At 62.2% G+C, this 24114-nt stretch carries 20 protein-coding genes; 9 read left to right on the top strand and 11 right to left on the bottom strand.

Features of this window, described 5'->3' with window-relative positions; all coding sequences use genetic code 11:
• Nucleotides 1-9 precede the first annotated feature (9 nt).
• Entirely contained in the window at nt 10-561 is a 552-nt protein-coding gene (locus tag KBX17_RS10585) for a GNAT family N-acetyltransferase (RefSeq protein WP_255995752.1), read from the top strand.
• Nucleotides 562-571: 10 nt separating this feature from the next.
• Here the strand turns inward: KBX17_RS10585 and KBX17_RS10580 are convergent, their stop codons facing one another.
• The 3 genes from KBX17_RS10580 to glpX all read right to left on the bottom strand — a co-directional run bounded on the left by KBX17_RS10580 (nt 572) and on the right by glpX (nt 4734).
• Nucleotides 572-2134 (bottom strand): MDR family MFS transporter, encoded by a 1563-nt coding sequence (locus KBX17_RS10580; RefSeq protein WP_255997045.1) that lies wholly within the window; start codon nt 2132-2134, stop codon nt 572-574.
• 77 nt (nt 2135-2211) lie between these two features.
• The gene (locus KBX17_RS10575; RefSeq protein WP_255995716.1) at nt 2212-3609 is read right to left on the bottom strand and encodes a class II fumarate hydratase; all 1398 of its coding nucleotides are present in this window, start codon (nt 3607-3609) and stop codon (nt 2212-2214) included.
• Nucleotides 3610-3726: 117 nt separating this feature from the next.
• Nucleotides 3727-4734: a class II fructose-bisphosphatase gene (gene glpX / locus KBX17_RS10570; protein WP_255997043.1), complete on the bottom strand. Its 1008-nt coding sequence runs from the start codon at nt 4732-4734 to the stop codon at nt 3727-3729.
• Between the two features lie 118 nt (nt 4735-4852).
• Between glpX and KBX17_RS10565 the strand changes: the two genes are divergently transcribed.
• Nucleotides 4853-5410 (top strand): DUF4245 domain-containing protein, encoded by a 558-nt coding sequence (locus tag KBX17_RS10565; RefSeq protein ID WP_256003479.1) that lies wholly within the window; start codon nt 4853-4855, stop codon nt 5408-5410.
• A gap of 316 nt (nt 5411-5726) precedes the next feature.
• On the opposite strand, the gene KBX17_RS10560 is transcribed toward KBX17_RS10565, so the two are convergent.
• Nucleotides 5727-5993: an exodeoxyribonuclease VII small subunit gene (locus KBX17_RS10560; RefSeq protein ID WP_255995712.1), complete on the bottom strand. Its 267-nt coding sequence runs from the start codon at nt 5991-5993 to the stop codon at nt 5727-5729.
• Nucleotides 5994-6020: 27 nt separating this feature from the next.
• A complete protein-coding gene (gene xseA, locus KBX17_RS10555) occupies nt 6021-7271 on the bottom strand; it encodes an exodeoxyribonuclease VII large subunit (protein WP_370686976.1) in 1251 nt (416 codons plus the stop codon).
• A gap of 71 nt (nt 7272-7342) precedes the next feature.
• Between xseA and KBX17_RS10550 the strand changes: the two genes are divergently transcribed.
• Nucleotides 7343-8302 (top strand): 4-hydroxy-3-methylbut-2-enyl diphosphate reductase, encoded by a 960-nt coding sequence (locus KBX17_RS10550; protein ID WP_255997040.1) that lies wholly within the window; start codon nt 7343-7345, stop codon nt 8300-8302.
• Nucleotides 8303-8308: 6 nt separating this feature from the next.
• Here the strand turns inward: KBX17_RS10550 and KBX17_RS10545 are convergent, their stop codons facing one another.
• From KBX17_RS10545 to KBX17_RS10535, 3 genes are read right to left on the bottom strand one after another with little or no spacing between them, the layout of a single operon-like run.
• Entirely contained in the window at nt 8309-9115 is an 807-nt protein-coding gene (locus KBX17_RS10545) for a DUF6542 domain-containing protein (protein WP_256019776.1), read from the bottom strand.
• A 39-nt stretch (nt 9116-9154) separates the two neighbouring features.
• Nucleotides 9155-10246, bottom strand: coding sequence for a DNA recombination protein RmuC (locus tag KBX17_RS10540; protein ID WP_256003515.1), 1092 nt, complete (start codon nt 10244-10246; stop codon nt 9155-9157).
• Nucleotides 10247-10267: 21 nt separating this feature from the next.
• A complete protein-coding gene (locus KBX17_RS10535) occupies nt 10268-11890 on the bottom strand; it encodes an AI-2E family transporter (protein WP_370687605.1) in 1623 nt (540 codons plus the stop codon).
• Between the two features lie 110 nt (nt 11891-12000).
• Here KBX17_RS10535 and KBX17_RS10530 point away from each other — a divergent pair, with 110 nt between their 5' ends.
• The 6 genes from KBX17_RS10530 to KBX17_RS10505 all read left to right on the top strand — a co-directional run bounded on the left by KBX17_RS10530 (nt 12001) and on the right by KBX17_RS10505 (nt 18763).
• A complete protein-coding gene (locus KBX17_RS10530; RefSeq protein ID WP_256019775.1) occupies nt 12001-13485 on the top strand; it encodes a metallophosphoesterase family protein in 1485 nt (494 codons plus the stop codon).
• A gap of 143 nt (nt 13486-13628) precedes the next feature.
• A complete protein-coding gene (gene ychF, locus KBX17_RS10525; RefSeq protein WP_256019773.1) occupies nt 13629-14717 on the top strand; it encodes a redox-regulated ATPase YchF in 1089 nt (362 codons plus the stop codon).
• Between the two features lie 20 nt (nt 14718-14737).
• Nucleotides 14738-16249, top strand: coding sequence for a recombinase family protein (locus KBX17_RS10520; RefSeq protein WP_070421670.1), 1512 nt, complete (start codon nt 14738-14740; stop codon nt 16247-16249).
• Between the two features lie 670 nt (nt 16250-16919).
• Nucleotides 16920-17942 carry a DUF4192 domain-containing protein gene (locus KBX17_RS10515; protein WP_256019771.1) on the top strand — a complete coding sequence of 341 codons (1023 nt, stop codon included), beginning with the start codon at nt 16920-16922 and terminating at the stop codon, nt 17940-17942.
• 160 nt (nt 17943-18102) lie between these two features.
• Nucleotides 18103-18246 carry a hypothetical protein gene (locus tag KBX17_RS10510; protein ID WP_016456431.1) on the top strand — a complete coding sequence of 48 codons (144 nt, stop codon included), beginning with the start codon at nt 18103-18105 and terminating at the stop codon, nt 18244-18246.
• A 91-nt stretch (nt 18247-18337) separates the two neighbouring features.
• Nucleotides 18338-18763: a single-stranded DNA-binding protein gene (locus KBX17_RS10505; protein ID WP_016456430.1), complete on the top strand. Its 426-nt coding sequence runs from the start codon at nt 18338-18340 to the stop codon at nt 18761-18763.
• 568 nt (nt 18764-19331) lie between these two features.
• Here the strand turns inward: KBX17_RS10505 and KBX17_RS10500 are convergent.
• The 3 genes from KBX17_RS10500 to KBX17_RS10490 form a co-directional block, all read right to left on the bottom strand.
• Complete coding sequence (locus KBX17_RS10500; RefSeq protein WP_070422031.1) at nt 19332-20690, bottom strand: hypothetical protein; 1359 nt, start codon at nt 20688-20690, stop codon at nt 19332-19334.
• A 1519-nt stretch (nt 20691-22209) separates the two neighbouring features.
• On the bottom strand, nt 22210-22509 hold the full coding sequence (locus KBX17_RS10495; protein WP_024058949.1) for a hypothetical protein: 300 nt from the start codon (nt 22507-22509) through the stop codon (nt 22210-22212).
• Nucleotides 22510-22680: 171 nt separating this feature from the next.
• Nucleotides 22681-22989, bottom strand: coding sequence for a helix-turn-helix domain-containing protein (locus KBX17_RS10490; protein ID WP_024058948.1), 309 nt, complete (start codon nt 22987-22989; stop codon nt 22681-22683).
• Between the last annotated feature and the right edge of the window lie 1125 nt (nt 22990-24114).

The following is a 24114-nucleotide window of genomic DNA, read 5'->3' as shown; positions in this document are numbered from 1 at the left end:
ACTTGTACGATGGTCGCCATGCCGATTCCCGAGTCCGAACGCGATTTCACAATCCGCCCCATCCGGCCGGAGGACTACCCGCAGGTCCGCGACATCTACGAAGCAGGCCTAGGCACTGGCCATGCTTCGTACGAACAGAATGGGCCGACGTGGCAGAAGTTCGCTACGAACAAGATCATTGAGACGGTGTTTGTCGCCGTCGAAAAGCATGATGATGACCGTGTGCTTGGCTGGGTTGCTGCGGCGCAGGCGTCGACACGCAGCGTGTTCCACGGTGTTGTGGAGGATTCGATCTACATTCACGATGACGCGAAAGGCCGTGGCGTTTCTGGTGCCCTGCTGGACAAGCTCATCGAGACGTGCATTGGGCTGAACAAATGGTCCATCCACTCGTGGATCTTCCCGGAAAACACCGGCTCGGCGGGGCTGCACGAGTCTCGCGGGTTTGTGAAGGTGGGCACCTACCACCAGATGGCGCTGATGACATACGGCGAGCTGGCCGGCACCTGGCGCGACACCGACATTTATGAGCTGCTGCTGCCCAAGCCGGGCAAGCACTAGCTGGCAATAGCTACTCGACGGTTTCCTTCAGTTTCACCTGCTCAACAGGGAACAGCAGGGCCATCGCGACGAGCACGAGCGGAATGAGCAGCAAGAACACCGGCGTCAGGCCGTCGTTGTAGCTCGATGCGATCGCGTCATGAATAGGGCCGGGTAGCTGGTCCATGATTTCCGGCGTGAGCGCGTTGGGGTCGAACCCTTCGGTGTACTTCGCGGCTTCCGGACCGAGCTGCTGCAGTGCACCTGGCAGCCGTTCTTCCATGTTGTTTTGCGTGTTGTGGATGAATATGGTGCCCACCACAGACGCGCCGACGGACATACCGATCTGGCGGAAGAAGTTGTTCGCCGCCGTCGCGGTGCCCACCACGCGGATGGGGAAAGAGTTCTGCACGATGAGGATGAGCACCTGCATCACCATGCCCAGCCCGAAGCCGTAAATGAAGATGTAGACGCCGAGCACGCTTAACGACGTCTCCGCCGTCAACCTCGACAACAAGAAGCACCCGAGAGCCACAATGCCCATGCCGACGATCGGGAAAATCTTGTACTGGCCCGTCCGCGAGATCAGCGCGCCGACTCCGATGGAGGTGAGCAGCATGCCGCCGACCATCGGGATCATCATCAGGCCCGCCGCCGTCGGCGACATGGAGTGGACCATTTGCAGGTACGTCGGCAGGTAGGCCATGACGCCGGTCATGGACACACCTAGAACAACGCTGGCTGCGGTGGTGAGAGCCATGTTGCGGTTGTCGAACAGGTGCATCGGCACGAGCGGGTCGCCCGCCCGCAGCTCCACGAAGACGAAGATTGCGCCCACGACGACCGCCGCCGCGAGCAGCCCGAGGATGGTCGGGGAGCCCCACGGGTACTGCAGCCCGCCCCACGTTGTCGCCAGGATGAGGCACGTCGTCGCAATCGCCAGCAACACCGCACCGAACCAGTCGAAGCGGAAGTTCTCCCTGTCGCCCTTGGACAGCTTCAACACGATCGCGGAGATCGTCATGGCCAAAATGCCCAGCGGGATGTTCATCCACAATCCCCAGCGCCAGCCGGGACCATCGGTGAACCAGCCGCCGAGAACAGGCCCCAGCACCGAGGAGATGCCGAACACCGCGCCCATAACGCCCATGTACTTGCCGCGCTCGCGCGCCGGAACGACTTCCGCGATGATCGACTGCGAATTGATCATCATGCCGCCCGCACCGAAGCCCTGGACCGCGCGGCCGATGATGAGCAACTCCATCGTGTGGGCGAAACCGCCGATGGTCGACCCGATGACAAACAGCCCGATGCAGCCGATGTAGAACCATTTGCGGCCCAGGCCGTCGCCAAGCTTGCCGAAGACAGGCAGCGCAATGGTCATGGTCACCATGAACGCCGAGATCACCCAGCTCATGTGCTCCACACCACCGAGCTCGCCGACGATCGTCGGCAGGGCAGTAGAGAAGATCATCTGCCCCAGCGAGCTCATGAGCATCGTCGTCAGAAGCGCAGCGAACACCAGCCCGACGTTCGGTTTGCCGGCTTCCTGCTCGTGTTCTTCAGTGTGCTGATCGTGTTGAGTTTCCGTCACGCATCGAAGACTACACCTGAAAAACGACATGAAAGAAGGCCCAGCGAGCGAGCACGCTGAGCCTTAAACCGTGGCAGCTAGTTGCGGTCGGTGTTCGCCATCGACAGCACGTCGAGGCGCTTGTCCATCTCTTCTTCGGAGAGGTCGTCGCCGATGAAGCCCAGGTCGATGGTGGCCTGGCGGATGGTGATGCCTTCCTTGACCGCGTGCTTGGCAATCTTGGCGGCATTTTCGTAACCGATTGCAGAGTTCAACGGGGTCACGATCGACGGAGAGGACTCTGCGAGGGTGCGCATGCGCTCCTCGCTGGGCTCGATACCGTCGACAAGCTTGGTGGCGAACTGGCGGGAGGTGTTCGCCAGCAGACGCGCGGACTCGAGAACGTTGCGCGCCATGACCGGGATGAACACGTTGAGCTCGAACTGGCCCTGGGTGCCGGCGAACGCAACAGCTGCATCGTTACCGATGACCTGCGCAGAGACCTGGGTAGCGGTCTCGCACAGCACCGGGTTGACCTTGCCCGGCATGATGGACGAACCCGGCTGCAGGTCCGGCAGGTGAATCTCGGCGAGGCCGGCGAGCGGGCCGGAACCCATCAAGCGGATGTCATTGGCGATCTTGTACAGGGAGACAGCCACAGAACGCATCGCGCCCGAGAATTCGACCAGACCGTCGCGGTTGGCCTGCGCCTCGAAGTGGTTCTTGGCCTCGGACAGCTGCTCGACACCAGTGAGCTTCTTCAGCTCCTCGGTGACCTTGCCGCCGAACTCAGCCGGAGTGTTGATGCCGGTGCCCACAGCGGTGCCGCCGATGGCCAGCTCACCGAGATGCTCCAGGGTGTTGCGCACGCGCTCAATGCCCAGCTCGATCTGGCGGGCGTAGCCGGAGAACTCCTGACCCAGGGTGACCGGGGTGGCGTCCATGAGGTGGGTGCGGCCGGACTTGACCACTTCCTTCCACTCGTTGGCCTTCTTGTCCAGGGACTCGTGCAGCACCTGCAGCGCCGGGATGAGGTCGTTCGCAGCTGCCTCGGTCGCGGCGACGTGGGTCGCGGTGGGGAAGGTGTCGTTGGAGGACTGGCCCATGTTCACGTCATCGTTCGGGTGAACCTCTACACCGTTCGCCTTCGCGATCGACGCGATGACCTCATTGGTGTTCATGTTGGACGAGGTACCGGAACCGGTCTGGAAAACGTCGATCGGGAACTCGTCGTCGTGCTGGCCGTCAGCGATTTCCTTCGCGGCGGCGATAATGGCATCGGCCTTCTCGGCGTCCAGGTTGCCCAGGTCCTTGTTCACCTGCGCACACGCAGCCTTGAGCAGGCCGAGTGCGCGGATCTGCTGCGCCTCGAGCCCACGGCCGGAGATGGGGAAGTTCTCCACGGCACGCTGGGTCTGTGCACGCCACAGCGCGTTCACGGGCACCTTCACTTCACCCATGGTGTCGTGCTCGATGCGGTATTCCTGATCAGCCATAATCATCCTTTGCGGTTGGAACGTGTTCCGGCGCCAAAGGCGCCGCTCCTGACACACGCCATTATTCCTGATTTGCCGATCCGAGGAGACCGAATAGGGGAGTCGTCGACCGGCCTTTTAGTTGTCCGGACCGGAGTAGTCGACGACGGAGTACTCGCGCAGCTTGGCCAGCTGGTGCTGCGACTCGACGAGGCGAACGGTGCCGGACTTCGAGCGCATCGCCAGCGAACGAGTGGTAGCGCCGTTGGCGCGGTAGGACACACCGCGCAGCATGTCGCCGTTGGTGACGCCGGTGGCGGAGAAGTAGCAGTTGTCTGAGCTGACCAGGTCGTTGATGCCCAGGACGCGGGTCAGGTCGTGACCGGCGGCGACGACTTTTTCGCGCTCTTCGTCAGACTGCGGGGCGAGCATGCCCTGGATTTCACCCTCGAGGCACTTCAGCGCGCAGGCAGTGATGACGCCCTCCGGGGTGCCGCCGACACCCATGGCGATGTCGATGGAGTTGTTATTGCGCGCGGCAGCGATGGCCCCAGCGACGTCGCCGTCCATGATGAAGCGGACCTTCGCACCAGCGGCGCGGATGTCGGCGACGAGCTCGGCGTGGCGCGGGCGGTCGAGGACAACAACAGTAACGTCGCGCGGCTCAATGCCCTTCGCCTTCGCAACGACCTCGATGTTGTGCGCCACCGGCGCCGTGATGTCGATCTTGCCTGCTGCCTCGGGGCCGACGGCGATCTTGTTCATGTAGAACGCATCGGCCGGGTCGTACATGGTGCCGCGCTCAGCGGCCGCGATGACGGAGATGGAGTTCGGGCGACCCTCGGCCATCAGGCGGGTTCCGTCAACAGGGTCGACTGCGATGTCGAGCTCGGCACCCTGGCCGTTGCCCACGCGCTCACCGTTAAACAGCATCGGTGCTTCGTCCTTCTCACCTTCGCCGATGACGATGATGCCGTCCATGTTCACGGAGTTGATCATCTTGCGCATCGCGTCGACAGCGGCTCCGTCGCCTTCGTTCTTCTTGCCGCGGCCGACCCAGCGGCCGGAGGCTAGGGCGGCGGCCTCCGTGACGCGAACGAGTTCCATCGCTAGATTGCGGTCGGGTGCTTCGACGGGGTTACCCATTGGTTTGTGCCTCCTGGGGCAGTTGCAGATCGATACGTGTATTAGCCTATTGTGGCATTTTTCCTGCTGCTCCGGAGCAATTGGGGTGGGGCGGAACGGGCATGCGATACTTGCAGGCGTGGCTGATGAGAAACTGCGGATTTTCCAGGACGGCAGGGACATGGCGATCAATGTCGTGCTCATTGCTGCGCTCATGATCCTGTCGGTGGCGTTCACTGGGATGTGCGAGTTCAACCCGGGCCGCCCGGAAAACGGCCCAGTACATGAGGTCGACGGCCGCACGTTCATGGAGATGGAGGCCCGGGCGGCCGAATTCCCGGTGCGTTTCCCTCAGATGCCGGAGGGGTGGACGAATAACTCAGCACGCCGCACGCTTATCGACGGCACCCCCGCCCCCGTCGCCGGCTGGGTCACCCCCGGAGAAGGCTTTTTGCAAGTGACCCAAACCGGTGTGCCGGCCGATGAGGCAGCGCAAGCCGACGGGAAGTACCGCGAACACTCCCGCGAAGAGACCGTCGCGGACTTTCCGGCGACCGTCTACACCTCGGATGCCAAAGATGTGCGTGATCTGTGGGTCGTTGACCTTGACGATGTCCGCTTGCTGGTCACCGGCGCCGCCCCCGATGCCGAATTCCGCGAACTCATTGAAGCGTTCGCCGCTTCCGAGCCGCTGTAACCCACCGGCCCCAGCGCCAACCGGCCCCAGCGCCAACCGGCCCCAGCGCCAACCGGCCCCAGCGCCAACCGGCCCCAGCGCCAACCGGCCCTAGCTCCGCCCGGCCCTAGCTCCGCCCGGCCCAGTCCGCGATTAGCTAGAAACAAACGACTGGAATGATCCTTTCGGGCCCATTTTTCGGGCGTTTTAGTCGTCTGTTTCTAGCTAATCGGGTTAGGGGAGGGGTAAGGAGGGTTAGGGAGGCTACGCGATGAGGCGGCGGCCTCGGCTGAGGCAGCTGGGCCGGATGAGTCGGCTGGGCCGGATGAAGGCGGCTTTACTCTGCCTGTTCCTCATCGTCGGAGCTCTGTTGGAGGGCTTGTTCGATGCGTTTCTCGGCGCCGTCGAGAAGCACTTCGCAGCGCTTGGCTAGGGCTTCACCGCGCTCCCAGTACTTCAGGGATTCGTCGAGGCTCATCTGGCCGAGCTCGAGAATCTTCACGGTTTCAACCAGTTCATCGCGCGCCTGCTCGTAGGTCAGGGAGGACGGGTCCGGGATTGCGTCGGCGTTCGGGGTGCCTTGGCCGAAAGTGTTATCTGCCATGGTGGGTTCTCCTTGGGTGCGTAGCTGTTATTCGGCGGGTGTGGCGGCCATGCTGGCTGCGGTGATGGAACCGTCACCAACTCGGATGCGTAGCTGCGAGCCGGGCGGAGCCTGGGCGATGCTGGTCACCACTTCCGGCTCGCTGCCGTCGCGCGGCTGGACCTGGACCACCGCGTAGCCGCGGGCGAGTGTTGCGGCTGGACCGAGGGCGGACACCTGTGCACGCAAGGCCTTGACCTCGGCGGTCTCCTGCTTGAGCAGGCGTGTGATGTCGCGGCGGATGGCTGCGGTGGCGCGGTCGAGTTCCTCGCGGCGCAACGTCACCTGGGTCAGGGGGTTCGCCATAGCGGGGCGGGAACGCACCTGGCTCAGGCCGTGGCGTTCGCGCCTGACCCAGGAGCGCAGGGCGGAGGAGAGGCGGGAGCGGGCGTCGTCAAGCATCTGGCGCTCGGCGACGACATCCGGAACCACACGCTTCGCGGCATCGGTGGGGGTAGCCGCGCGCAGGTCAGCGACATTGTCCAAGACGGGATTATCCGGCTCGTGGCCAATCGCTGAGACGACCGGCGTCGACGCCTCCGCGACCGCACGCTGCAGCGACTCCTCGGAGAAGGGGAGCAGGTCCTCGACGGAGCCGCCGCCGCGGGCGATGATGATCACGTCGACAGTCTCGTCCTCGTCGAGAGTGCGCAGCGCCTCCACGACCTGCGGGACGGTGCCGGCACCTTGAACCGGGGTGTTGATCACGCGGAAGTCCACCGCCGGCCAGCGGTCTTTCGCCACCGACAGCACGTCGCGCTCGGCGGCAGATCCGCGGCCGGTGATCAGCCCGACGCGGCGCGGCAGGAACGGCAGAGGCTTCTTCCGCGCCGGATCGAACAGCCCCTCAGCAGCCAACGTCTTGCGCAGCTGCTCGATCTTCGCCAGCAGCTCACCCTCGCCGACGTGGCGGATCTCGGTGACCCACAATGAAAAGGAACCGCGTCCGGCGTAGAAGGCGGGTTTGCCGAGGACGATGACGCGGTCGCCGTCATTAAGCGGGGCGTCGAGCGAGCGCACCATCTTCGTGTCCGCAGTGAGCTGAATGCTCATCTCTTTCTGCGTGTCACGCAGCGTCAGGTAGGAAAACCGCCACGACGGCTTCACATTGATCTGCGTGAGCTGACCCTCAATCCACAGCCAACCCAAACGCTCAATCCACTGCTTGACGCTGTCATTGACCTGCGAGACGGACCACGGCGCCTCCGGCGTGCTCTTCGGCGGTTGTGCGCCCGCCATGGGCATCAGCCCCCTTCCGTTGTGCGGGACCAGCTTACCTTTTCGCCCGCACATCCATTACCCTTGGGCACATGACGAGCACCGGAAAAAACGTCCTTCTCGCCGCCCCTCGCGGGTACTGCGCTGGTGTTGACCGTGCAGTGGAGACGGTGGAAAAGGCGCTGGAGAAGTACGGCGCCCCCATTTACGTGCGCAAAGAGATCGTGCACAACAAGTACGTCGTGGAGACGCTGTCCAAGCGCGGTGTCATCTTCGTCGAGGAGACCGATGAAGTGCCTGAGGGCGCGCACGTTGTCTTCTCTGCACACGGCGTTTCACCGGCCGTGCGCGAATCGGCACAGCAGCGACAGCTCATTGCTCTCGACGCGTCCTGCCCGCTGGTGACCAAGGTCCACAATGAGGTCAAGCGCTTCGCCCGCGACGGCTACCACATTCTCCTCGTCGGCCATGAAGGCCACGAAGAGGTCGAAGGTACCGCTGGCGAGGCGCCAGACGTGGTGCACCTGGTAGACGGTGTCGAGGGCGTCGACGCCGCCCCTCAGTTCCCGGAGGACCAGAAGCTGGTGTGGTTGTCGCAGACCACGCTGTCGGTCGACGAGACCATGGAGATCGTCGCTCTGCTGCGCAAGAAGTACCCGAATCTGGAAGATCCGCCGAGCGACGATATTTGCTACGCCACCCAGAACCGCCAGGTCGCGGTGAAGGCGATCGCGGAGAAATGCGAGCTGATGATCGTCGTCGGGTCGCAGAACTCCTCCAACTCGAAGCGCCTTGTCGAGGTCGCACTGCAGAACGGCACGAACGACGCTCACCTCATTGACTACGCGCACCAGATCGACGACGCCTGGTTCGACGGTGTGACGACGGTCGGTGTCACCTCCGGCGCATCCGTGCCCGAGATTCTTGTCCGCGAAGTCGTGGAATACCTCGCCGAGCGCGGCTACGACAACGTCGAGCAGGTCACCACGACCACCGAGACCATCACCTTCGCGCTGCCGCGCGACCTGCGCCCGCCGCGCCAGGCTGGGTAGTCGCGGCTAGTCTTCGTAGAGGTCTTCGCGGAGACGGTGACTGACCCGCCGGGATGATCCGCGGCCGCCATCCCGGCTGTCCCACGCACTGTCGCGGCCGTCTTGCGCGCTGACGCGACGGAGATCACGCACGTCCGAGCGTCGAGCATTGCTGCGCTGCACGGGTTCGTCTCGGGCCTCCGAGCGTGCGCTGCTGGGCGAGAGGCGTTGGGCGGGGCGCCTAGAAGCGGAGGGCTCGTTGCTTCGTGCCAGTAGCTCTTCAACGGTGACCTTGCCCGGCGTGGTGGTCCGTTCACGGAAGCGTGTCGCCTCACGTTGGGTACGACGATTCGATTCGGAAGCCTGCCTGCGCTGGCGCTGTTCCTGCTGGCGGATCTCTTCGTTGTGCCTTTTCAGCAGCTGGTAGCGCAACAACGCGATGACCAGCGCACCGAGGGCCACCATTGCCATCACGGGGAAGAACTGCACCAGCGGATACAAAATGAGCAGGGCAGAGGTGCGTCCCAGCGATGTTTGGCCTTCCGGAAGTTGGAAGTACGCGTTGAGGGTGCCCGTTACCAACAAAAACAATGTGTACAGCAGCGGGATGGACGCAACGATGAGAAACAGCCCGCGCGGGTTGACAAACGTGACCACGACCAAGGAGGCCACCGCGAACAGCGCTAGGAACGGCCACCCGATTGCTTCGTTGTAGACGGACAGTAGGCCGCCAGTGACAAGGGCCGCGATGATGATGCCCACGCCGGATCCCGTCGAGAAACCGGGCATTGCCGGGTCTGACTGCGTTGAGGATCGGGACGTTGCATGCGACACGTTGTGTGATGTTACCGTGCCGCCGCGCGCGGACAGCTTTTACTCGACGTGGGAGTGCGAACTTTCTTCCCCGTTGGCGGTGCGTGCCCGGGCAGTCACCGCACGGAGTTCGGTGGGTTCACTAGTCGTACGCCCGGGCAAGTCGAGGTCTTTCAGCCGGCGTGCGGTGACCATGACGCGGGCGTCCATTGACCCGAGCGTGGCATTGAACGCCTCGACGGCCTTATCCAACGAGCCGCCGACGCGGTTGTAGTGCTCCGCCATGGTCCCCAACCGCGTGTACAGCTGCGCACCGAGCCGCTGCACCTCGGCCGCCTTCGCGTTGATGTCTTCTTGCTGCCATCCCAGCCCGACGGTGCGCAACAACGCGAACAGGGTGGAGGGGGTGGCGATGACAACGCCTCGCGCAAATGCGTCGTCAAGCAACTGCGGATCTTGCTCGAGCGCTGCGTCGAGGAAGGGGTCGGCGGGGATGAACATGACCACGAACTCGGGCGTCGGCGCGAAAGCCTCGACGTACGCTTTCTGCCCGAGTCTTGCCACGTGCTGCCGCAGTAGGTGGCTGTGCCTGCGCAGATAGCCGGCTTTCTCCTCGGGATCCTCCGTGTTGAGCGCGTCGAGGTAGGCGCTGAACGGCACTTTCGCATCCACCACGATGTTGCGGCCGCGGCTTAACCGGATGATCATGTCGGGGCGGAGCAGCTGACCGTCGATACGCGCTGCTTGCTGCACATCGAAGTCGCAGTACTTGACCATGCCGCCGAGCTCCACGACACGTTCGAGCTGCATCTCGCCCCAACGCCCGCGCGTGTTCGGTGAGCGCAGCGCGTTGACCAGCTGATCCGTGCGATCGCTCAGCCGCGAACTCGCACGCGTCACGGCCTGCACCTGCCCGGCGAGCGCTGAGTGGGCGACAGCGCGATCTTCATCCATGTCGCGCAACTGCGCCGCGAGCTTATCGACGGCCCTTTCCAACGGCTCCAACTCCCGCCGCACATCCTGCCGCGGCGGCTGGGAAGGCGGGGATGCGGGGCGGCGCAATAGGTGCATCGCGGCCGCACCGGCAAGCAGCCCGAGAATGAACGCGAGGAAGACAAGGGTGAAAGTCAGCGCTGGGGACACAGAACTCATGTGTCTCACCCTTGCATACGGTTAGGACATGTCCTCGCCGCCACCCTTGGATGTACCGAACGGAAGTTCGAAACGGCGAGTTTTCCGTGCTGAGCCGTTCGCGCCGTTCGCGCCGTCGCCGCCGGTCTTCGCTGAGGCGGTCTTGTCCTCTGGCGTGTCCGCCGTCTTGTCCATTGCTTTGTCGGAGCGGCGTCGGGCGGCCACCTTGTTCCACTGGCGCACGAGCGTTGAGCCGGGGGAGGGGGCGGGTGCGTCGGGCTCGTCGTCAATGCTCGGCGCTTTCCAGACATGGCTGTCGATGAGCTCATCGCGTTGCGCCGCGCTTTCCTGCTCTTCTGCTTCGGCGAGCGCCTTGCCCACGTCGGTGGCGAACTCAAGGTCGCTTGCGCTGACTTCACCGGCGTGCAGCTGGAGCATGTCCTGCATGTAGCGGAAGATCACGGCGATGGTCGCGGCGGCGGGAACAGCCAGGAACGCGCCGACGAGGCCGAAGAGACCGCCGCCGACTGTGACGGAGACCAAGACGACGACGGGGTGCAGGTTCATCGCGCGGGACTGCAGCAGCGGGGAGAGTACGTTGCCTTCGAGCTGCTGGACGGCGATGACGATGCCCAGGACGATGAGCGCCTCGGTGAACCCGAGCGAAACGAGCGCGATGATCACGGCAAGCGCCCCAGCGACAATTGCGCCGACGAGTGGGATGAAGCCCGCCATGAACGTGATCACCGCAAGGGTGAACGCCATGGGCACGCCGACCGCCCACAGGCCGACGCCGATACAGACAGCGTCGATAAACGAGACGACCGCCTGGGCGCGAATGTATCCGCACAGCGTGTTCCAGATGCGGGTGAGCAGCTCGGTGGCGTGCAGTCCGGCGCGGCCGCCGGTGGCGGAGCGGACCCAGGGGAGGAACTTGGGGCCGTCGTTAAGAAAGAAGAAGGTGAGGACCACGACAACGACGAAGGTGATCATCATCGACGTCGCCGTGCTGATACCGGAGAAAATGCCGCCTGCGATCGCGCCGGCGCGGTTTTGCACCCAGGTGATCGAGTCTTGGACGACTTCGTTGATCTGCTCCGCATCGACGCTGAATGGCAGCGAATCCTGGTTCTGCAGCCATAGCGCCAGGCTTTGCAGCCCTTGCCCAGCCTGGATGGCAAGGACGCGGGAGTTCGTGATGATGTCCGGCAGGATCATCGACACGAAGAACACCAGCACAGCCAGCGCCAGCAGCATCGACACCAGCGCCGACAACGCACCGGGGAGGCCGTGTTTGCGCAGGAAGCTTGTCACGGGTTCGAGCACGGTGCACACGATCAGTGCGAGGACGATCGGCAGGATGCCGGCCCAGAATTTGCCCACCAGGTACGCCAGTGCACCGATCAGGATGAAGATGGCCACCATCCGCAGCGAGAACAGCGCGGTCGATTTCATCCACGAGTTGAACACCACCGCGCGGTCGACGCGGTTGTCGTATTCGTGGGATTTCTTGTCGCCGGCGTTAGCTTTATCGGAGGCTTTGACCTCCTCCGCGAGCTTTTGCGCGGAACCGGAGGCCATGGCGGCGCCCGCGTCCTCGCCACCCTTCGTCGTTTCAGTCACGGAGACTATTGTGCCCGAAGCACCAGCAGCCCCGCTAAGCAATGCTTATCGACGATTCCTCCCCGCTCACCCAGCAACCACACCCCGTCCGTGATACCTTGCCAGCGAACGCTACTCCTCTCCGTGTCGCACCTGTTGCTGAAAGGCCTCCCATGTCGCTGACTCCCGCCCGTTCCCTCAAAGTGAGTGTAGCCGCGACGTCCCTCGCTCTCGCCCTGACAGTCACCACCGTTCCGGAAGCTCTTGCCCAGTCCAGCCAGCCGGGTTTGTCCAGCCAAGCCGCTGGTGGGCCGATTTCTTCCAGCCACGTGCATGTCGGTGCTACTGCCACCGATATGAACTTCTCCTGGCGCACCGCATACAACGGCCAGGAGTTCGTGAAGTACTACCCGACGGCTAACCCTGAGACGGTGAACGAAGTGGCCGCTACGGAGGCTGACTTCGGCGCCATCGCCTACCGCGCCAACCACGCCACCGTCACCGGTCTGCAGCCGGGCACCGAGTACACCTACCAACTCGGTTCCGAGCAGGGAGGCTGGAGCGAAGCGGCGACTTTCCGCACCCAGCCGGCAGGAGACAGCTGGAACTTCCTCACCCTGTCCGACGCGCAGATCGGTGTGAACCTCAAAGTGGACGAGCAGGCTGAAGCGTGGCGCACCGCGGTCCGCCAGGCCACTGGGAAGTACCCGGACTCCCAGTTCATCGTCCACGCCGGTGACCAAGCTGAGGGGTGGGGTGACCCGATCAAACAGTGGGAGGCGTTCTTTACCGCTGAAGAGCTGCAGTCCTACCCGCTCGCTATGGCGAAGGGCAATCACGAGCTGTTGCCCACGTCTATCGTCGATAAGCACTTCAAAGAGCACGGGAACCTGCCAAACGCGAAGCCGGGTGACGCGAACTATTTCTTCGAGCGCAACAATGCCCTGTTCATCGTTTTGGACTCTAACGAAACGGGAAACAAGTACTCCGAGCCGATCGATTCGAAGCGCAAACGGGCGATCGAAAAGCAGTCTCAGTTCGTGCGCGAGACTACCGCTGCCCACGGCGCGGACAAGGATTGGACCATCGTGGTCATGCACCACGCTCCGTACTCCCACGGTGGCCGCTACCACGAGAAAGAGATCACGCAGATGCGCGAAGGCCTTGCGCCGGTGTTCTCCGAAACCGGTGTGGACCTGGTGCTCAACGGCCACGACCACATGTACAACCGCAGCCACCTGATGAACGGCACCGAGCCCGTCATCCCGGAAGACACGCCGAAGCCCGGCGACGTGCTGCGCCCGAAGGCTAATGAGACCGTCTACATGACAACCACGACCGCAGGCGGCGGCAAATACTACGACTTCCACACCCGCGACGGCAAGAAGCGCAAGGAGTTCACCGATGTCTCGCAGACTTACGGTAAGGACTTTGCCATCCCGGAGATCGCCGTGTGGCGCCAAGACTACAACCCGGATTACGCCAACATTGAGGTGAGCAAGAATACGCTCACCGTGCGTACGCACAACGTCGCCGACAACTCGGTTGTCGACGAGTTCACCATCGACCGCAGCGGCGCAGCCCCTGCACAACCCGGTGGTGGCGAAGGCAATCGCAGCTCCTTCGGTTCTTCTGGCTCCTCCCAGCGCAATAGCTAGGGCGGTTCCGCTTGCTCGGCAGGCGGGTGACATTGCCCGTCAATTCGGCCTCGAGCTGTAACCATAGCCGCGCTAGCCTGCGGCTGGCCGCGCCCCGGCCCAGTCTGAACTGGCAGCCGGGGCGTACGTTATGATTGGCCAGCGTGAGCCTTACTCTTGGAATCGTCGGCCTGCCTAACGTGGGCAAATCCACCCTGTTCAACGCGCTGACCCGCAATGAGGTTCTGGCGGCGAACTACCCGTTTGCCACCATTGAACCCAACGTCGGCTTAGTGCCACTGCCGGACAAACGCCTGCACCGCCTCGCGGAGATCTTCGAGTCCGCGGAGATTCTTCCGGCGACGGTGTCGTTTGTCGACATCGCAGGCATCGTCAAGGGTGCGTCCGAGGGCGAGGGCATGGGCAACGCCTTCTTGGCCAACATCCGCGAGGCGGACGCGATCTGCCAGGTGGTTCGCGCATTTGCTGACGACAACGTCATCCACGTCGACGGCCACGTCGACCCAGCCAGCGATATCTCTGTGATCAACACCGAGCTCATCCTGGCTGACCTGCAGACGATTGAGAAGGCCCTGCCACGCCTGGAGAAGGACGGCCGCAAGGACAAGGACATCGCCGCCCAAGCCGCCGAGGCAAAGAAGGCGCAGGAGATTCTGGAGTCAGATCGCACGCTGTTCGCCGCCTCCAAGTCAGGCGAGATTGACCTCGCGTTCGTGCGCGACTTGCACCTGATGACCGCGAAGCCGTTCCTCTACGTGTTCAACTCCGACGAGGGGGTGCTCACCGATGACGCGAAGAAGGCCGAGTTGCGCGAACTCGTTGCGCCTGCTGAAGCCGTGTTTCTTGACGCACAGACCGAGACCGAGCTCCTCGAGCTTGACGACGCAGACGCCGCCGAGCTCCTCGCCGCCGTCGGCCAAGACGAACCAGGCTTGTCGACGCTCGCTCGCGCGGGCTTTGAAACCCTCGGCCTGCAGACCTACCTGACCGCCGGGCCGAAGGAATCCCGCGCCTGGACGATCCACAAGGGCGACACTGCTCCGAAGGCCGCCGGCGTGATTCACACCGACTTTGAGAAAGGCTTCATCAAGGCCGAGATCGTCGCCTTCGATGACCTCGACGAACTCGGCTCCATGGCCGAGGCCCGCGCGAAGGGCAAGGTCCGCCAGGAGGGCAAGGACTACGTCATGGCCGATGGTGACGTGGTGGAGTTTCGTTTCAATGTAACCTGAGGCGCGCTAGTGTTAGCGGCATGACAACACGTGCTGCTATTTACCTCCGTATCTCGCTCGATGCTGCCATGGACGGCCTCGCCATCGACCGGCAGCGCCAGGACTGCGAAGCCCTTGCCGAGCAACGCGGCTGGGACGTCGTGCATACCTACGTCGATCAGTCGATCTCCGCGTCGAAGAAGGACGTGGACCGCCCCGACTACGACGCGATGGTGGCGTCCTTTGAGCGCGGCGAGATCGACGCGATCATTTGCTGGGACCTCGACCGCCTCACACGGCAGCCCTGGCAGCTCGAAGAGTGGATCGACAGGGCAGAGGAGCAGGGGCTGAAACTCGTCACTGCGAACGGTGATGCTGACCTTGCCACCGACGGCGGCAGAATGTACGCGCGCATCAAAGCAGCCGTGGCACGCGGCGAGATCGAGCGAAAGAGCATGCGCCAGTCTCGTGCGCAACAGCAACGCGCCGAGCAGGGCCGCTGGTACTCCGGCGGTGTGCGCCCTATCGGCTACACCTCCACCGGCGAGATCATTCCATCCGAAGCCGCCGCCGTGCTCGGTATGTTCCGCGCTGTCGAGAGGGGCAACTCCATGCGCGACATTGCGCGCGCCTTATCTGGGGTCGATCAACCGGGCTTGCCGGATATCCCGACCACGCCGCGCCATATGTACACCGTGGTCACAGAGCGCAACGCTCGACGCCGCGCTGAAGGCCAGGAAGAAAAGCCGGTTCCCGACGCGCAGCCGTGGGCCTACACGTCGTTGCACTCGATCCTGCGCAACCCCGTGTATGCGGGTTACTCCACTTATAAGAAGGCCAAGCGCAAAGGCGTGAAGAACAAATACCGCCGTGTCACGCATATCGTCCGCGACCCCGATACCGGCGAGCCGGTGAAAGGGCAGTGGGAGCCGATCGTCACACCAGATCTGTGGTGGCGCGTGCAGAACGTGCTCGACGATCCCGACCGGCTGACCAACAAGGAGCGCCGGAACACTCGCCGCCATCTCGGCTCGGGTCTGTATGTCTGCGACGAGTGTGGCAACCCCGTGCGCACACATGCCGACCGCTACCGCTGCGCCGCCTGTGGATTAGTGCGCACACATAGCGTCGATGATTTTGTGCTCGCCGTGATCCGCGCCCGCCTTGGCCGTGACGACCTGGCGGACCTGCTGCCGACTGTGGACGACGACGAGGTCAACGCCATCGACGACGAACTCGCTGAGCTTCGCGCAAAGCTCGCCCGCGTCCAGGCTGACTACGATGAGGAGCTTATCGAGGCCCGTGACCTCAAGCGCGCGCGAAACCGTTATGAGCCGCAGATCGAGAAACTCGAAACGCGCCGTGCCCGTCTTGCTGGCGCATCGGCGCTGCTCGACACAACCGGCTACGCCTCGCCCGTGGATGCCTTCGACAACGCAGAGCTTGCCGTGCAGCGCCGAGTCATCAATACCCTGTGCCAGGTGCGCCTGCGCCGTGGCGTGCGCGGCACCAAGACCTTTAACCCTGAATCGGTGCAGATCGTGTGGAACTAGGTTGCAGTGTGTGACACGTCAACAATCGCGCGCATGCGCTGCGGCGCGCAAAGCTCTTACGAAGGAACGCCACGGGAGCCGGCAGTTCGGGGGAGATCTGCCTTCGTGTATCGGGGGCGACACTGCTCAACCGTGGCGTTCGCAGGAAGTATGACACGGCTCTTGTTACCCCAGAGGTCGTTGGTTCGAATCCAGCCCCCGCTACTAAGATAAGGCCCCTACCAGTGGAAACGCTGGTAGGGGCCTTCTTCATTTTGTGATCGGATCGCCATTTGGTGCACTAGCTGGTGCACTAGGGTCAAAATCCTGCACCAAACGGAACTGCGACGCTCCAACGACGCGGCGCAGGTTTTCGGTGCATTGCTTAGTGATTGCTAGGACGGCAGCAACGAAGGAACGCCACGGGAGCCGGCAGTTCGAGGAAAGCAACTGCGAACTGCTGTGCAAGTCTCACAACCGCGCCAAAGGTAACGCTTAACCAGCGGCGACGCGGGGATCTAACAAATGCTGCGTCGCTAGCGCTCGCACCCAGCGAGCGAGCATCAGGCTGCGCTAGCGACGCTCAGCACGCTTCAGGTGCGGTGGTGCCGTGGCAGGGCGCGACCGGCAGAGCCGGGCCGAATACGGGATTGACCACATACACCCCGTATTCGTGCAAAGGAGCACTGCCATGTCCACCCATTCTCACACGCTTGCATCCCACGGCGAGATCCTCGCGAACCTCCCCGGCATCCTCGGGTTCTACCCGAACAACTCGCTGATCCTCGCGTTCTTCGTCGACGACGAGGGCGTCGACACCGTCCGCCTCGGCCCGGTCGCACGGTTCGACCTGGACGAAGCAGTGGAGAAGCTCACCGAGAGCCGCGAGCGGTTCGCAGCGTGGGTCCACCACCTCGAACTCGACGCTGTTATCGCGTACATGATCAGCGACGACATTGCACAGCCGATCTTCGACGAGACGGCCACGTACCTCACCAGCGGGGCAGTGCACCTACCGCCGCTGCTCGGGGTGGTGCAGGTGCCCGAGATCGTCACCGGGGCTGCGTGGTGGTCTGTGTACCAGCATCCGCTCATCGACGAGCCGCGCCACGGCGTTGTCGGCGAGGTCGCCGCATCGGCGGCGCTGCGGCAGATGCTAGAGCACACCGGCGAGCTGCCGGAGCCGAGCAAAGACGACATCGAGGCACGGTTGAACAGCACTGACCACGGCATCGACGCTGCCGAGCACGCCGACATCATCGAAGACGCGCTGGCGTATATCCCGCCCATGTTCGCAGACATGCTGCAGCGTGAATACGAGCAGGCGGCGGCAGGGATCACCCAGCCGAGCACTCGCGCTGTTCGGTCTGCGCTGAAATGCTTCACCACGCCGCGCTTGCGAGACACGCTGCTTGCCGCACTGCTCGATGACCCGCAGGCTGGCCTTGCGTTCATAGAGCAGGTTATGCGCGCTGTCCCGACCAGCTGGCCAGGGATGCGGGCGCAGCTCACCGCCACTGTCGCAGTGCTCGCGCACGCCACCGGCCAGCCGGGGCTAGCTGGCGTGGCTGCGCAGCGAGCCACCGAGATCGGGCCAGACGAGAACTTCCCGTCGCTGGTGGCGAAGCTGACCGATATCGGCCAGGGCGAGCGGATGGTCGAGCTTGTCCGCGAGGGCGCTGAGAAGACCCGCACGATCTTGTTTGCCGAGTAGCACCACACACCCCGTTGTAGCAATGCAACGGGGTTTCTTTTTCTCGCGGGGCCTTGGCTTGCGACGACAGACACCGCAACGAGGCAGGGGAGTGACCTTTAGACAGCAGAGCTGTCTCCAACAGACGGATTGACCATCAATCCGAACAAGGAGGCACGTGATGCGCGACATCACCCACACCGACCTGGAACTGCTCTACCAGCTCGCCGACGGCATCGACGGCGAGGACGCCGATCCGGGCGCAGCACAAGAACTGCGCGACCTAGAGGCGGCAGGCACACCGCTGCCCTGGGCAGTGTTGTAACGACAGCGCAACCGCCCCGCAGCAGCAAAGCAGCTGCTTAAGTACCCAAATTGCACGGCAAATCACACCCACTCACGTAAGGAGAACCAACATGTCCAACCCCTTCAACAACGGCACCATCGTCGGCAACGCAGCTCGCGCACCCAAGCTGTTCGAGCACGCAAACGGCGGCGCGACGGTGAAGCTCAGCGTCTATGCGCGCAACACCTTCAAGAACAAGTCCACCGGCAAGGTGGAAAGCGAGATCGTGGAGCTGACCGGCTACGTCCAGGACGCCGCGAACCCCGGTGTGTTCGGCTGCATCGGCTCCGGCGATCGCGTTGCGGTGAGCTACTCGCTCAAGACCGACGTCTACACCGACAAGGACGGTGTGAAGCAGTACCCGCTGGTGGCGCGCATCGACACGGTGCAGCTGATCGATTCCAAGAAGGAGTCCGCTGCTCGCGCTGCCCGTCGCGGAGGCGAGGCGGCGACCGCCGCCCTGGCTGGCGCTGAGGGCGAAGAAGTACCGTTCTAACTACGAAACCCCGCAGGGAAACCTGCGGGGTTATTTTTTCAACCATTTCACACGCCAATTTGCTGCGAATCACTTGTGCAGTTTTACGGTGCAGTGGTGCGGTGCTTTTACTGGCGTTTCTGCTGCGCAACTCACTGCACTATGTAGTGTCTGTGACATTTCATTAACACGTAGGTTGCACTGTGTATTGGGCACCCATTTCATCGACACGTTTACTGCGCAATCAAATGCCCTGTCACTTTAATGACATGTGAATTGGGCAGTGAAGTGGTTTGTCATCCTATTGACACCTTTACTGCGCAACAGGATGACAACGACATTCTGCAGGTCTGTGTGCTGGCATGTTTGCTGTGCAGCACATGCGCCGTCGTACACACCGACGCGCTGCGCAATATCTCCGCCACTTAACCGGCCAATTCGCTGCGCAACGTAGTGACACTTGGCCCCGCTTAGCCGAGATTTCTTCGATTTTCGCCGAATCTCAGCGGTTTCATACCGCAGATGACCGACGACGCCGACGGCGCCCTGTACGGCCCGCAGACGGGCGTGCAGAGCGCATGGTGAGCTGCTAAAGCTCCATACCGCCGTCACGATCACGCTGCTGTTGCTGCTGGCGGCGCTTCTCGATACGCTCGCGCGCACGTTGCTGCGCCCCGCCCTTCTTGCCTGAGGTCTGCGACTGCTTGAACAGCGTGTAGCGCTCAAGCAGCTCCGGGCTGCGATGCAGTTCTTGCACCAGGAACTTCTTGTCCAGATGCTCCAACTGCTGTCCTGACTTCACCGCTTCTTCGATGATGATGGCTGCTTCATCTTCGGCGTCCGTGTGCGCGTTGCGGCGGATCTGATCAGCCTCATCGCGGGCATCCGTGCGCGTTACTGCAGCGTCGCGCGTGGCCTCGTCGCGGATGCTTGTGGCCTCATCTCGTGCTTCGCTGCGGATCGTCTCAGCGTCGCGCTCAGCCTGCTTACGGGCCTCGTCGGCTTGGCGTGTGATCGACTCCGCTTCGCTGCGGGCTGCGGCTGTAATCTCGCCCGCCTTGGCCTGTGCAGTCTCTTCGGCTCGTTCGAGCAGCTCGTCTGCTTGCGCTTCGGCAAGGCCCATGGTCTGCTCGGCTTCTTGCTTGGCCTTCTCGCGCGCGTCACTGCGGATCTGCTCGGCTTCTTGCTCTGCCTTCTCACGTGCCTCGTTGAGCACACGCTCGGCAACAGCGCGAGCCTGTTCTTCGGCGTGCTGCAACACACCTTGCGCTTTTTCGTTGGCAGCTTTTGCCTGTTCAAGTTCTTTTGCTGTTTGCTCGCGGTCACGATCAATTGCGTCCATATCGCGCTGCACGGATCGCTTCTTGACTTCCACATCATCCTCGCGCTTGGCGAGGTCGCGCTCCCGGTCTTGTTGTTCTGCGTAGCGTCCGAGGTTCAACGACTCGTCATGCCGCTCGGAGACTTCCAGTTCCACCGGATAGCCCAGCGAGTGCATGTGTTCGCGCAGGCCCCGTTGCGCGTCGATGAACTTCTGGTTACCCGAGATCTGCTTGCCCTTCTTCGGGCCGGATGTGTACCGCACTGAGGTGTCAGTGTTGTACGCGATGCCGGGGCGGCAACGGAGCTTGTCGGGATCTTCGGGCTTCGGTGAGAACGTATCCGCCTGGAACTGGATGTGTGGCGTTGATTCGTCGAAGTTCATATCACCGCCAGCGACTGCGTCGATACCGCCGGGAATGAAGTTCTCGGCGAGCCAACGCATTGACTCTTCGGGGTACATCATTGCTTCTTCGTAGTCGCGGGCTGCATAGCGCGGACGTTTCACTTCGCGCCCGTCCACCTCACTGGTGTAGTAGTCGGGGATCTCCTTGCACATCGACTTCGGCAGATACACGACGAACAGCGACGTCTCGAAACTGTTCTTCTGCACGCGCACTCCGTCCATCCGAGGCGTCTACGGCCGCCACAGGGCCGTACAGCCGCTGCCACAAAGATGAACCAATCGAGTCGCGGCGCTACACATTTGCATCAACAGCTGCCGCTGGATCTGCTGCGAGCGGGCGCTCGCGAAACACACGTCGCTGGCGGTGTCTGTTACATGCGCTTGCGCGCATATGGCCGCCGCGAACGTGATACGTCTGCACCGATAGTGTGCTTGTAGCACGGGCCGATATGGAGTGTGTTACTCAGCCCGTGTCGTTGACCCCCGCAGCAGCATCAACACCGCCTGGCGGCGGATGGCTCGCTGCGGGATTTGGAACACCCTGCAATGACCGCCTGACGGCGGTGCCAGAGTGCAGGGTGTGGCTGTGCGCACCACGTTAACGATGTCGGTCTTGCCGTTCGGTTAGACACCTTGCGCTCGCAGGCTCGCTGCAGGTGTCTCGATGACGCGGGAAGACGCCGCAAGCGGCGTTTCCACCCGTCATCGGCCCTTACTTTAAGACCGACATACAACGGACGTAGCCGCATGTGGTGCGCACAGCGTGGCGACCTGCAGGTTTTGCGTAGGCACCATGTGCGCTTCGCGCATCAACGGGCCGTTTCGGGTAAGGGTCGAAGACCGCATTAAGACCCGAAACACGCAGGTCGCAGCCCCCTTCTGTGTCAAAACCCCTATATGTTTGTCGTTATAGGGGTAGAAGGGGGAAAAGGGCATAAGGGGGTGCGACGCCTCCGCTGCGCTCCGGCGCTCGGCATAGCCGAGGCACTGCACCGGGTATTACTGCTCGCTGGCGCTCGCATAACCCGGTGCCCGGCGCTGGCGCGCCGCCCCCTACAGCCCCAGTCTCAGACCTCGCTCGCTCGGTCTGGCTGGTGCTGTCTTGCCCTCCGCTTGCGCTCCGGTCAAGATGCCCAATAGTGCAGCTGGCGCTGCACCTTGTGTGATGACCCATGCTCTGCATCACGACACTGCCGGCAATCCGATATATCCCGTTGATATACATTCGGATATGCCAGCATCGATGTGTCGTGTTTGGGTCATCACGAAACGCTCCATCACGGCAAGCCTGCCGAGATGGATATTGGCGTATCTCACGACGCGGCATTATGCGGCATGCGCCGCATACCATCTGCCGTCGCGGTTGCATCTTCAGCAGCACAGCTGCTGAAATCTGCTCTGTCCACGCTGCTGTCTTTGCTGCACCCACGGCCCCGTCTTCGGCATATTTCAAGTCCACACAAGACTATGCCGGCCAGAACCGCGCATAACAGCAGCGCGACATACCGCCAGCCATGTGGCGGATGATCCAGGCGACGGGGCAGACGTGTATATGCCCCGTCGCCGATACCGGCGCAAGCATCGTGACAGTGTCACGTGTAGCGGTGCCGCAGCCACCCGCACACACGCGAAAACCCCGCCCTTGCGAGCGGGGTGTGTGGCGACATCAAACGTGACGGCTGTACGTCGTCACGCCGCGTGGCCGTACACACATGAGGTGATTGCGTGTACGGCTAAAGGGTTAGTCGGGTACAACTTCTAGATGCCGCTTCGGCTTACTGCCCTCGGTGCTCTCAGGCGTGTCGCCGTCACCGTTCTCAGGTGTATCGCTGTCCCCTTCGGTGCTGGCGGACTTGTCACCGTCCCCTTCGGTGCTGGCGGACTTGTCACCGTCGAGATTCACCTCGAACTCTTCGGCATACTTGCGCAACTGCGCAAGGCGCTCCTTTGTCGCTTTGTGTGCACGGCGCGCCTCGTTCACGGTATCTTTTGCTTGCTGCTCATCGCGCAGCGCTGCTGCGTAATCGTCTCTGAAAGACATGGTTTGTTCTCCTTGGTTGAATGAACTGTTTATTTGGACTCGGGGCACGACGGTGGAGCGCGCGTGTGTAGTAGCACGGCCATCACCCATCAGCCCTCGCACTCAGTTCAAGACCCAGCCTGACTAGCTGAGCTAAGCGGCGGGATCTCGTCGTAGGCGGGTTTGTCCGCATTAGTGCTTCACACCGCCCAGCACCGTGACGAGCTGCTGGCGCTGCTCATCTGTCAGTTGGGGCGCTGCATTCACGACGGCATCGACGAAGCCGTCGAATAGCTGCGGGGCAGGGCGGCGTGCGGCCGCGAGGTAGGCGTCGAGATCGTCTTGGCGAATCCGATAGGCGGTGCCGAAACGGTGGAATGAAAGACGGCCCTCTTTAATAGCTTTTCGCAACGTGGACTCGGAGCCGACGCCGAGATCGGCGAGTTCCTGCAGCGTGTAAAAGCGTGGCGCGACGGCGGTAGTCGTGTCCTTTTCGGACATAGAAAAACGCTCCTGGGCAGATTGATCTGTCCCGGAGCGGGGTGCTTTACCGGCTTGCTATTCAGGCGGCTTGGAGTGCCGTGCTCAACTCGCTAGAACGGTGGTCTGCCGTCCCATCGCTTTACGGGAGCGCTTACTCCCTACCTGACCGCTTTTGTGGTTGGCAATGCCGTTGCCGACCGGTCTATCTCGTCGGAGGAACCGCGCCTATCACGGTCGAGAGGCTGTCTCTTTATGAATTATCCTCGGGGTTATCCCCCGTATGCGGCTGGCTAAACCAAAAACGAATTAAAACGCCACATACGGTCTGGGGGCCATCGTACGGAACTTATGCGTCGCGCACAATAGCCTGCGACCTAATCTTTACGAATCGAACCGAGCACGTTTCTACACGCCACGTGGCACGGCTGGGGTGTTGTGGTGGGGCAGCTGTTGTGTGGCGGCATGGTGACACGCAAGGGGCGCGCCTTTTTGTGACCTGTGACACGTCTATAGTGTGCTCGTTTCGTAGTTTTGACCTCGTTTCGTAATTTGCCGATCAAAATACGAAAAAATTACGAAACGCTCTACCTGCGGTTTCGTAGAACTACGAAAATCGGAAAACCAAATTACGAAACACGCGATAACGCTGTGACCTGCACAGACACGTCACATTTCGGGGATGTTTCGTAATTTTGCGGCATTTCGACCCAAACCTTTTAAGGGAGAGACACAGGCACACATTACGGGCACATGTCTACGACATAGACCGTCCTCATTGAGGGCACGCTGCAGGGGTTGTAGCTATGTGACACGGCCGGGATGCTGCGTCACGGTGACACGCAAGGGGCGCGCCTTTTTATGACCTGTGACACGTCTGTAGCGCGCTCGTTTCGTAGTTTTGACCTCGTTTCGTAATTTGCCGATCAAAATACGAAAAAATTACGAAACGCTCTACCTGCGGTTTCGTAGAACTACGAAAATCGGAAAACCAAATTACGAAACACGCGATAACGCTGTGACCTGCACAGACACGTCACATTTCGGGGATGTTTCGTAATTTTGCGGCATTTCGACCCAAACCTTTTAAGAGAGAGACACAGACACGCATTGCAGGCACATGTCTACGACACAGACCGTCCTCAT

This window comes from Corynebacterium sp. CCUG 65737 (genome assembly GCF_024454115.1).
In the GTDB taxonomy this organism is placed as follows: domain Bacteria; phylum Actinomycetota; class Actinomycetes; order Mycobacteriales; family Mycobacteriaceae; genus Corynebacterium; species Corynebacterium genitalium.
The sequence above is the reverse complement of the archived record's forward strand: the minus strand, read 5'-3'. Positions and strand labels throughout refer to the sequence as shown.

Bases quoted from the DNA above. Each gene is read 5' to 3' on its own strand.
- KBX17_RS10540 (WP_256003515.1), bottom strand. From the start codon at position 10,246: ATGAGTTCTGTGTCCCCAGCGCTGACTTTCACCCTTGTCTTCCTCGCG.
- KBX17_RS10575 (WP_255995716.1), bottom strand. From the start codon at position 3,609: ATGGCTGATCAGGAATACCGCATCGAGCACGACACCATGGGTGAAGTG.
- KBX17_RS10520 (WP_070421670.1), top strand. From the start codon at position 14,738: ATGACAACACGTGCTGCTATTTACCTCCGTATCTCGCTCGATGCTGCC.
- glpX (WP_255997043.1), bottom strand. From the start codon at position 4,734: ATGGGTAACCCCGTCGAAGCACCCGACCGCAATCTAGCGATGGAACTC.
- KBX17_RS10585 (WP_255995752.1), top strand. From the start codon at position 10: ATGGTCGCCATGCCGATTCCCGAGTCCGAACGCGATTTCACAATCCGC.
- KBX17_RS10505 (WP_016456430.1), top strand. From the start codon at position 18,338: ATGTCCAACCCCTTCAACAACGGCACCATCGTCGGCAACGCAGCTCGC.
- KBX17_RS10500 (WP_070422031.1), bottom strand. From the start codon at position 20,690: ATGGACGGAGTGCGCGTGCAGAAGAACAGTTTCGAGACGTCGCTGTTC.
- xseA (WP_370686976.1), bottom strand. From the start codon at position 7,271: ATGGCGGGCGCACAACCGCCGAAGAGCACGCCGGAGGCGCCGTGGTCC.
- KBX17_RS10560 (WP_255995712.1), bottom strand. From the start codon at position 5,993: ATGGCAGATAACACTTTCGGCCAAGGCACCCCGAACGCCGACGCAATC.
- KBX17_RS10495 (WP_024058949.1), bottom strand. From the start codon at position 22,509: ATGTCTTTCAGAGACGATTACGCAGCAGCGCTGCGCGATGAGCAGCAA.
- KBX17_RS10515 (WP_256019771.1), top strand. From the start codon at position 16,920: ATGTCCACCCATTCTCACACGCTTGCATCCCACGGCGAGATCCTCGCG.
- KBX17_RS10550 (WP_255997040.1), top strand. From the start codon at position 7,343: ATGACGAGCACCGGAAAAAACGTCCTTCTCGCCGCCCCTCGCGGGTAC.
- KBX17_RS10530 (WP_256019775.1), top strand. From the start codon at position 12,001: ATGTCGCTGACTCCCGCCCGTTCCCTCAAAGTGAGTGTAGCCGCGACG.
- KBX17_RS10510 (WP_016456431.1), top strand. From the start codon at position 18,103: ATGCGCGACATCACCCACACCGACCTGGAACTGCTCTACCAGCTCGCC.
- KBX17_RS10490 (WP_024058948.1), bottom strand. From the start codon at position 22,989: ATGTCCGAAAAGGACACGACTACCGCCGTCGCGCCACGCTTTTACACG.